We start from the raw sequence: 8,998 nt of genomic DNA, 5'->3' as shown, positions 1-8,998 counted from the left end.
GGATCATCAAGGTTCCCGAAGGCCTGCGCAAGGGACTGCTGGAGTTCCACTGGATGCCGCCGGTGCTGTGGACCGGCATCATCGGGATGCTCATCCTGACCCGCTGGTGGGACTTCTGGACCGGCTGACGGGTCCGCGGGCGTTGTCAGTGCACTGACTTAGGCTTCATGACGTGGAGCCCGACCTATTTACCGCCGCCGCGGAAGAACGCCAGGAGAAGGACCCGTCCGCCAGCCCCCTGGCCGTGCGGATGCGCCCGCGCACCGTCGATGAGGTCGTCGGCCAGCGGCATCTGCTGAAGCCCGGATCGCCGCTTCGCCGACTCGTCGGCGAGGGCGGCGGCGGACCCGCCGGACCCTCCTCGGTGATCCTCTGGGGCCCGCCCGGCATCGGCAAGACGACCCTCGCGTACGTCGTCTCCAAGGCGACCAACAAACGCTTCGTAGAGCTCTCGGCGATCACCGCGGGCGTCAAGGAGGTACGGGCGGTCATCGACGGCGCCCGCCGGGCCGCGGGTGGCTTCGGCAAGGAGACAGTCCTCTTCCTCGACGAGATCCACCGCTTCTCCAAGGCCCAGCAGGACTCGCTGCTGCCCGCCGTCGAGAACCGCTGGGTGACGCTGATCGCCGCCACCACCGAGAACCCGTACTTCTCGATCATCTCCCCACTGCTCTCCCGCTCCCTGCTGCTCACGCTGGAGTCGCTGACCGACGAGGATCTGAGCGGACTGCTGCGCCGCGCGCTCACCGAGGAGCGGGGCCTGGGCGGCGCCGTCACCCTCCCCGAGGACTCCGAGGCGCATCTGCTTCGGATCGCTGGAGGCGACGCCCGCCGGGCACTGACCGCGCTGGAGGCGGCCGCGGGAGCCGCGATGGACAAGAGCGAGAAGGAGATCAGCCTCCAGACCCTGGAGGAGACCGTCGACCGCGCGGCGGTGAAGTACGACCGCGACGGCGATCAGCACTATGACGTGGCGAGCGCCCTGATCAAGTCCATCCGCGGCTCCGACGTGGACGCCGCGCTGCACTATCTGGCCCGCATGATCGAGGCGGGGGAGGACCCGCGGTTCATCGCGCGTCGGCTGATGATCTCGGCGAGCGAGGACATCGGCCTCGCCGACCCGACGGCGCTGCCCACCGCGGTCGCGGCCGCCCAGGCCGTGGCCATGATCGGCTTCCCCGAGGCCGCGCTCACCCTCAGCCACGCCACCATCGCGCTCGCGCTCGCCCCCAAGTCGAATGCCGCGACCACCGCGATAGGCGCCGCGCTCGCCGATGTGCGGGCGGGGGCGGCGGGCCCCGTCCCGCCGCATCTGCGTGACGGCCACTACAAGGGCGCGGCCAAGCTCGGCCACGCGCAGGGGTACGTCTATCCGCATGACGTGCCGGGTGCGATCGCCGCCCAGCAATACGCTCCGGACGCGGTGCACGGCAAGCGCTACTACGAGCCCACCCGGTACGGCGCCGAAGCGCGGTACGCCGATGTGGTCGAGAAGGTCCGTGAGCGGCTGCGCGGGGATTGATCCGCGCCCCGGCCCGCCGGAGCACGCACCCCGGGCGAGGGCTGAGCACGCGGAGGGCTGAGTACGGGCAGACGGGGAGGGCTCAGTACGGAGAGGGCTCAGTACGACGAGGCTTCAGTGCGACGCGGCCTCGAACAGCGTGTGCATGGCCCGCCGCAGCTCGGTGATGTCGCGCACCGGCGTGGGGAAGTCGAAGCGCGCGTCGAAGCACCGCTCGCCGGCGAACCGCACCCGCAGTCCGAACCGGTCCAGCGCCAGCGGGACCGCCCGCGGCCCGTTCGCCCACGCCCCGTCCGACCGTGCCCGGCCTTCGGCCGGGAGGACCCCCATCCCGTTTCGATCGCCGAGCAGCCCGCTCAGCCCCTGTACCTGCTCGCTGTGCGCCGAGTGCAGATGCTGCAACAGCTCCGTCTCGTGCGCCACGAGCGGATCGGCGGACGCCCGCGCGAACTCCTCCGGCTCCACGCTTTCGGCGCCCCACAGATCGTCCACGCACGCCTCGCCGACCTCGAGGCGCACCATCATCCCGCCGGGCCCGGCCAGGCCGGGCACGCAGGTCAGCCAGCCGGAGACCCAGGCGCGGCCGCGGATACGATTGGGCACGGAGACCGGCGCGACATCGGTGATCTCCAGCACAGCGGACAGCTCGTCGTCCTGCGCGTGCGTGGCTGCGCGTACGGCCGGTGAGTCCGCGGGGAAGAGCAGGAACACCTCGCCGTCCGGACCCACGGCCCGGGCCTGCGGCGCCAGCTGCTCGGGGCGTGCCGCCCTGGCCCCCGGGATAAGCAGTACCGCGGAGGATGTACTCTGTACGAGAGTTCGTGTGCGCTCGGCTGCTGACGGCATCCGAGTGATTTCAAGCCCGCTGGGACGCGGCTGACCATGAGCTGATCGGACCTCCGTCGCCTCGTCGCTCTGTGCAGCGTCGACGTTCTTTGTGCTGTCCGTGATGCGCTTGGTGTTCCCAGGGCGAGACATGCGATCTCCTTGAGTAAGGTGAGCCTAACCTAACCTACAACGGAGGTCTGGAGAACGTGCCTAACCAGTCGCGTCCCAAGGTCAAGAAGTCTCGTGCGCTCGGTATCGCACTGACGCCGAAGGCCGTCAAGTACTTCGAGGCCCGCCCCTACCCGCCGGGCGAGCACGGCCGTGGCCGCAAGCAGAACTCGGACTACAAGGTCCGTCTGCTCGAGAAGCAGCGCCTGCGCGCGCAGTACGACATCAGCGAGCGCCAGATGGCGCGCGCCTACGACCGCGCCAAGAAGGCCGAGGGCAAGACGGGCGAGGCGCTGGTCGTCGAGCTCGAGCGCCGCCTCGACGCCCTGGTCCTGCGTTCGGGCATCGCCCGCACCATCTACCAGGCCCGTCAGATGGTCGTCCACGGCCACATCGAGGTCAACGGCGGCAAGGTCGACAAGCCTTCCTTCCGCGTCCGCCCCGACGACGTCGTGATGGTCCGCGAGCGCTCCCGCGAGAAGACCCTCTTCCAGGTCGCGCGTGAGGGTGGCTTCGCCCCCGACGGCGAGACCCCGCGCTACATGCAGGTCAACCTGAAGGCCCTGGCGTTCCGCCTGGACCGTGACCCGCAGCGCAAGGAAGTCCCGGTCATCTGCGACGAGCAGCTGGTCGTCGAGTACTACGCCCGCTGATCAAGGCGTAGCTCACCACGCTTCAGCCCGCCGCTTCCCCGCCCTTACCGGTGGGGGAGCCGGCGGGCTCCCGCGTTTCCAGGGGCGAGGGACGGACCGAACGCTGCCGGCCCGGCTGCGGACCCGGCGCGTTCTGCGCGGCCAGCGCTCGTCTCACCGCCGCGTCGAGGGAGAGCCCGCGCCCCTCCCGCGCGCATGCCGCATAACGCTCGGCGCCCAGCAGCTCGCCCGCCTGCTGCTCGCACAGGGCGCGCGGGGCGCTGAAGTAGCCGGAGCCGAAGAGCGGCATGCCGACCGCGTCCCACACCGGCGCGGCGGCCCCCTGCAGGACGGCGGCCTCCGCCGGGTCGCCCTCGCTCGCGGTCACCAGGGCCAGCAGTTCGATCGCCAGCACCAGACCCACCAGGTCCTTGAACCGGTGGTCGATGGTGATGCAGTCCGTGAGCAGAGCCCGCGCCCGGCCGTGCTCGCCGCCGGTCCACGCCGCGTAGGCCAGCACATACAGCGCATAGGCGCGGGTCCACAGCTCGCCGCGCTCCTCGCAGATCTCCCGGACCTCCTCGCACAGCGCGACCGCCGCCTCCAGACGGTTCTGGAAGACCAGAGCCATCGCGAGTTCGACCTGCCCCATCAGCACATTGCTGTTGAGCTCGCCCAGGTCCTTGTACGCGGCGAGGGCCGAGCGCAGCAGTTCCTCGGCGCGCGGCAGGTCATCGCTGAGGAGCGCAAGGCAGCCCATGCGATGAAGGGCGTACGCGGCGGCCACCGGGTTGCCCGTACGCGCGGCTGCTTCCCCGCACTCGTGAAGCGCGCCCGACGCCGCGGTGCTGTCACCCTGCAGGATCGCCACATAACCGAGCACCCACAGTGCCTTCTGCCGGGACTCCTCGTGTCCCCCCTCCAGAGCCAGCGCCCGGTCCAGCCAGTGTCTGCCCTCGGCGAGGCGGCCGCAGCCGACCCAGTAGAACCAGAGCGTCCCCGCCAGATAGTGGCCGAGATGCGTGTCCTCGGGGGTCTCCAGACAGAGCTCCAGCGCGCTCCGCAGATTCGGCAGTGCGCTCTCGGTGCAGTCCGCGCCCTCGGACTGGCGTGGACTGAACCAGTCCAGCTCGCACCAGGTGGCCAGGCCCAGATACCAGTCGCGGTGCCGCTTGCGCATCCGGCCGGCGTCGCCGAGCGCCTCCAGCCACTCGGCGCCGTACGCCCGGATCGTGTCCAGCATGCGGTAGCGCACACCCGCGGGCGTCTCCTCGCGGGAGATCACTGACTGGGCGAGCAGCTCGCCGAGCACATCCAGCACATCCGCGGCGGGCAGATCGTGCCCGCTGCAGATGTACTCGACCGCCTCCAGGTCGAACTGGCCGACGAAGACCGAAAGCCGCGCCCACAGCAGCCGCTCCTCGGGTGTGCACAGTTCATGGCTCCAGCCGACTGCCGTACGCAGCGTCTGGTGGCGCGGCAGCGCGCCCCTGCTGCCGCCGGTCAGCAGCTTGAACCGGTCGTCGAGCCGGTGCAGGATCTGATCGAGACCGAGCGCGCGCAGCCGCCCGGCGGCCAGTTCCAGCGCGAGCGGGATCCCGTCGAGACGTCTGCAGAGTTCCTGCGCGCCGGCGCGGTTGTCGTCGGTCAGCCGGAAGTGCGGCAGTGCGCAGGCAGCGCGGTCGGCGAAGAGCGCTACGGCGTCCGCCTCGGTCATCGGAGTCAGCGGGAGGAAGACTTCCCCGTCCAGCCGCAGCGGCATACGGCTGACGGCGAGCACCTGGAGGCGGGGCGCGCGGCGCAGCAGGTCGCGTACGAGCCCGGCGCATTCGTCGACGAGATACTCGAACCCGTCCAGAACCAGCAGGAGTTGACGTCTCGCGAGGTGGTCGACGAGGACGTCGCGCGGGGGCCTACTGCTCTGGTCGGTGACGCCGAGCGACTCCAGAAGGGTGTGGGCCACCAGTTCGGGGTCGCGGAGGGTGGAGAGCTCGGTGAGCCAGACACCGTCGCGGTACCGCCTCTGCTGTGCGGCGGCGCCATAGGTCGCTAATCGGGATTTCCCCACCCCGCCCGCTCCGGCGACGGTGACCAGACGGGAGTCGTCCAGAAGGCGGCCGAGTTCGGCCAGTTCGTCGGCCCGGCCCACGAACCGGTTCAGCTCTGCGGGGAGATTGCCCTGTACCGGAGGCTGATCGTCGGGGGAGGCGCAGGAGCGATGGTCGCGTCGCATGAGACACGCAGCGTACCTACTCGTATGCACTCCGTACAATCGCCATGCATATCCCCGCTCGCCCCCGGCAGGAATGCGGTATGGGGTGCGACCCTGGGCGCGATAAGGTCGGAGGACGATTTTCGACGTATTCATCGACGAGCAGAGAGCGGTGCGGAGTGACCGGTGGAGAGGTTGCCGGGATCCTGGTGGCCGTGTTCTGGGCGATTTTGGTCTCCTTCCTCGCCGTGGTGCTGGTGAGGCTGGCGCAGACGCTCAGGGCGACCACCAAACTCGTGGCGGACGTGACCGAGCAGGCAGTGCCGCTGCTTGCCGACGCCTCCGCGACGGTGCGCTCCGCACAGACACAGCTCGACCGGGTCGACGCCATCGCGACGGACGTCCAGGAGGTCACCTCCAACGCCTCCGCGCTCTCCACGACGGTCGCCTCCACCTTCGGCGGCCCGCTGGTCAAGGTCGCCGCCTTCGGCTACGGCGTACGCCGGGCCATGAGCCGCAAGCACGAAGAAGCGCCCGCGCCGCCCAAGCCGTCCCGTCGCTCGGTGATCGTCGGCCGCACGGTGCCGGCCGCCCGAAGCAAGAAACGGAAAGGCTGAGGCACGATGTTCCGCCGCACGTTCTGGTTCACCGCGGGTGCCGCGGCCGGTGTCTGGGCCACCACCAAGGTCAATCGCAAGCTGAAGCAACTGACCCCCGAGAGCCTCGCGGCGCAGGCCGCGAACAAGGCGATCGACGCGGGCCACAAGCTCAAGGACTTCGCACTCGACGTCAGGTCCGGCATGGCCAGGCGCGAGGCCGAACTGGGTGAAGCGCTCGGCCTGCAGGCATCCGACGACCCCGAACTGCCGGCGCAGCGACGCCCCGTCGCGATCGACCGCCCCAGGCACCCCGGCAACAAGCGCCCCGACAACAAGCACTCGTACAACCGGAATGAGGACCACTGATGGAGTCGGCTGAAATCCGCCGCCGCTGGCTGAGCTTCTTCGAGGAGCGCGGGCACACCGTCGTGCCTTCGGCGTCGCTCATCGCGGACGACCCGACTCTGCTGCTGGTCAACGCGGGCATGGTGCCGTTCAAGCCGTACTTCCTCGGCGAGGCCAAGCCGCCGGCCCCGCGCGCCACCAGCGTGCAGAAGTGCGTGCGTACGCCGGACATCGAAGAGGTCGGCAAGACCACCCGGCACGGCACGTTCTTCCAGATGTGCGGCAACTTCTCCTTCGGGGACTACTTCAAGGAAGGCGCCATCAAGTTCGCCTGGGAGCTGCTGACCGGCTCCGTCGCGGACGGTGGCTACGGCCTCGACCCCGAACGCCTGTGGATCACGGTCTACAAGGAGGACGACGAGGCCGAGCAGATCTGGCGCGACGTGATCGGCGTGCCCGCCGAGCGCATCCAGCGCCTGGGCATGGACTCCAACTACTGGTCGATGGGCGTCCCCGGCCCCTGCGGACCCTGCTCCGAGATCAACTACGACCGCGGCCCGGAGTTCGGCGAAGAGGGCGGCCCGGCCGTCAACGACGAGCGGTACGTGGAGCTTTGGAACCTGGTCTTCATGCAGTACGAGCGCGGCGCCGGCGAGGGCAAGGAGGACTTCCCGATCCTCGGTGAGCTGCCGTCCAAGAACATCGACACCGGCCTCGGCCTCGAGCGTCTCGCGATGATCCTGCAGGGCGTACAGAACATGTACGAGACCGACACCCTGCGCGTCGTCATGGACAAGGCCACCGAGCTGACCGGCGTACGCTACGGCGCCGACCACGGCTCGGACGTCTCGATGCGGGTGGTCGCCGACCACATCCGCACCTCCGTGATGCTCATCGGCGACGGCGTCACCCCCGGCAACGAGGGCCGTGGCTACGTGCTGCGCCGCATCATGCGCCGCGCCATCCGCAATATGCGCCTCCTCGGCGCCACCGAGCCCGTCGTCGCCGAGCTGGCCGACGTGGTCATCAAGACCATGGGCGAGCAGTACCCGGAGCTGATCACCGACCGCAAGCGGATCGAGGCCGTGGCCCTCGCCGAGGAGGCCGCCTTCCTCAAGACGCTGAAGGCCGGCACCAACATCCTCGACACCGCCATCACCGAGACCAAGTCCGGCGGCGGCAAGGTACTCGCCGGCGACAAGGCCTTCCTGCTCCACGACACCTGGGGCTTCCCGATCGACCTCACCCTGGAGATGGCCGCCGAACAGGGCCTCTCGGTGGACGAGGACGGCTTCCGCCGCCTGATGAAGCAGCAGCGGGAGCAGGCCAAGGCCGACGCCAGGGCCAAGAAGACCGGCCACGCCGACGTCTCCGCCTACCGGCTCGTCGCCGACCAGTCCGGCACCACCGAGTTCACCGGCTACACCCACACCGAGGGCGAGTCGACCATCGTCGGCCTGCTGGTCGACGGCATGCCCTCGCCGGCCGCCTCCGAGGGCGACGAGGTCGAGGTCGTCCTCGACCGAACTCCCTTCTACGCGGAGGGCGGCGGCCAGCTCGCCGACCAGGGCCGCATCAAGCTCGACACGGGCGCCGTCATCCAGGTCCGCGATGTGCAGCAGCCGGTCCCGGGCGTCTCCGTGCACAAGGGCTCGGTACAGGTCGGCGAGGTCACCGTCGGCGCTTCGGCCTACGCCGTGATCGACACCCAGCGCCGCCGCGCCATCGCCCGCGCCCACAGCGCCACCCACCTGACCCACCAGGCGCTGCGCGACGCTCTCGGCCCGACGGCCGCCCAGGCCGGCTCGGAGAACTCGCCCGGCCGCTTCCGCTTCGACTTCGGCTCGCCCGCCGCCGTACCCGGCACGGTCCTCACCGACGTCGAGCAGAAGATCAACGAAGTCCTCGCCCGGGAACTCGACGTCCAGGCCGAGGTCATGAGCATCGACGAGGCCAAGAAGCAGGGCGCCATCGCCGAGTTCGGCGAGAAGTACGGCGAGCGGGTGCGGGTCGTCACCATCGGAGACTTCTCCAAGGAGCTCTGCGGCGGCACGCATGTGCACAACACCGCCCAGCTGGGCCTGGTGAAGCTGCTCGGCGAGTCCTCGATCGGCTCCGGTGTGCGCCGTATCGAGGCCCTCGTCGGCGTCGACGCCTACAACTTCCTCGCCAGGGAGCACACGGTCGTCGCCCAGCTCCAGGAGCTGGTCAAGGGCCGTCCCGAGGAGCTTCCCGAGAAGATCTCCGGCATGCTCACCAAGCTGAAGGACGCCGAGAAGGAGATCGAGAGGTTCCGCGCGCAGAAGGTGCTCGCCGCCGCGGCCGGTCTCGCCGCGGGCGCCAAGGACGTACGGGGCGTGGCTCTGGTCACCGGTCAGGTGCCGGACGGCACCTCCGCCGACGACCTGCGCAAGCTGGTCCTCGACGTCCGTGGCCGCATCCCTGGCGACCGTCCGGCGGTCGTGGCCCTGTTCGCGTTGGCGGGCGGCCGTCCGCTGACCGTCATCGCCACCAACGAGGCCGCCCGCGAGCGCGGTCTCAAGGCCGGTGACCTGGTCCGTGCCGCCGCCAAGACCCTCGGCGGTGGCGGTGGCGGGAAGCCGGACGTCGCCCAGGGCGGCGGCCAGAACCCGGACGCCATCGGCGACGCTGTCGCCGCCGTCGAGCGTCTCGTCGCCGAGACGGCCTGACG

7 protein-coding genes are annotated in these 8,998 nt (G+C 70.0%); 5 read left to right on the top strand and 2 right to left on the bottom strand.

Annotation, left to right across the window (positions count from 1 at the left end):
* Window positions 1-172 precede the first annotated feature (172 nt).
* Window positions 173-1,522, top strand: a complete 1,350-nt coding sequence (locus tag J7E87_RS11275; protein WP_215092651.1) for a replication-associated recombination protein A — start codon at window positions 173-175, stop codon at window positions 1,520-1,522.
* 114 nt (window positions 1,523-1,636) lie between these two features.
* On the opposite strand, the gene J7E87_RS11270 is transcribed toward J7E87_RS11275, so the two are convergent.
* Window positions 1,637-2,368, bottom strand: coding sequence for a hypothetical protein (locus tag J7E87_RS11270; protein WP_215092659.1), 732 nt, complete (start codon window positions 2,366-2,368; stop codon window positions 1,637-1,639).
* Window positions 2,369-2,556: 188 nt separating this feature from the next.
* On the opposite strand from J7E87_RS11270, the gene rpsD reads away from it, so the two are divergent.
* Entirely contained in the window at window positions 2,557-3,171 is a 615-nt protein-coding gene (gene rpsD / locus J7E87_RS11265) for a 30S ribosomal protein S4 (protein ID WP_215092649.1), read from the top strand.
* A 22-nt stretch (window positions 3,172-3,193) separates the two neighbouring features.
* Here rpsD and J7E87_RS11260 read toward each other — a convergent pair whose 3' ends face one another.
* The gene (locus tag J7E87_RS11260; protein WP_251017269.1) at window positions 3,194-5,383 is read right to left on the bottom strand and encodes an AAA family ATPase; all 2,190 of its coding nucleotides are present in this window, start codon (window positions 5,381-5,383) and stop codon (window positions 3,194-3,196) included.
* A 158-nt stretch (window positions 5,384-5,541) separates the two neighbouring features.
* Here J7E87_RS11260 and J7E87_RS11255 point away from each other — a divergent pair, with 158 nt between their 5' ends.
* From J7E87_RS11255 to alaS, 3 genes are read left to right on the top strand one after another with little or no spacing between them, the layout of a single operon-like run.
* Window positions 5,542-5,979, top strand: coding sequence for a DUF948 domain-containing protein (locus tag J7E87_RS11255; RefSeq protein WP_215092644.1), 438 nt, complete (start codon window positions 5,542-5,544; stop codon window positions 5,977-5,979).
* 6 nt (window positions 5,980-5,985) lie between these two features.
* Complete coding sequence (locus tag J7E87_RS11250) at window positions 5,986-6,327, top strand: DUF6167 family protein (protein WP_215092643.1); 342 nt, start codon at window positions 5,986-5,988, stop codon at window positions 6,325-6,327.
* Window positions 6,327-8,996 carry an alanine--tRNA ligase gene (gene alaS / locus J7E87_RS11245; protein WP_215092641.1) on the top strand — a complete coding sequence of 890 codons (2,670 nt, stop codon included), beginning with the start codon at window positions 6,327-6,329 and terminating at the stop codon, window positions 8,994-8,996. The genes J7E87_RS11250 and alaS overlap by 1 nt, the downstream gene beginning before the upstream one ends.
* The last annotated feature ends 2 nt before the right edge of the window (window positions 8,997-8,998 follow it).

This window comes from Streptomyces sp. ISL-1, assembly GCF_018614585.1.
In the GTDB taxonomy this organism is placed as follows: Bacteria; Actinomycetota; Actinomycetes; order Streptomycetales; family Streptomycetaceae; genus Streptomyces; species Streptomyces maoxianensis.
The sequence above is the reverse complement of the archived record's forward strand: the minus strand, read 5'-3'. Positions and strand labels throughout refer to the sequence as shown.

Bases quoted from the DNA above. Each gene is read 5' to 3' on its own strand.
- alaS (WP_215092641.1), top strand. From the start codon at position 6,327: ATGGAGTCGGCTGAAATCCGCCGCCGCTGGCTGAGCTTCTTCGAGGAG.
- J7E87_RS11260 (WP_251017269.1), bottom strand. From the start codon at position 5,383: ATGCGACGCGACCATCGCTCCTGCGCCTCCCCCGACGATCAGCCTCCG.
- J7E87_RS11270 (WP_215092659.1), bottom strand. From the start codon at position 2,368: ATGCCGTCAGCAGCCGAGCGCACACGAACTCTCGTACAGAGTACATCC.
- J7E87_RS11250 (WP_215092643.1), top strand. From the start codon at position 5,986: ATGTTCCGCCGCACGTTCTGGTTCACCGCGGGTGCCGCGGCCGGTGTC.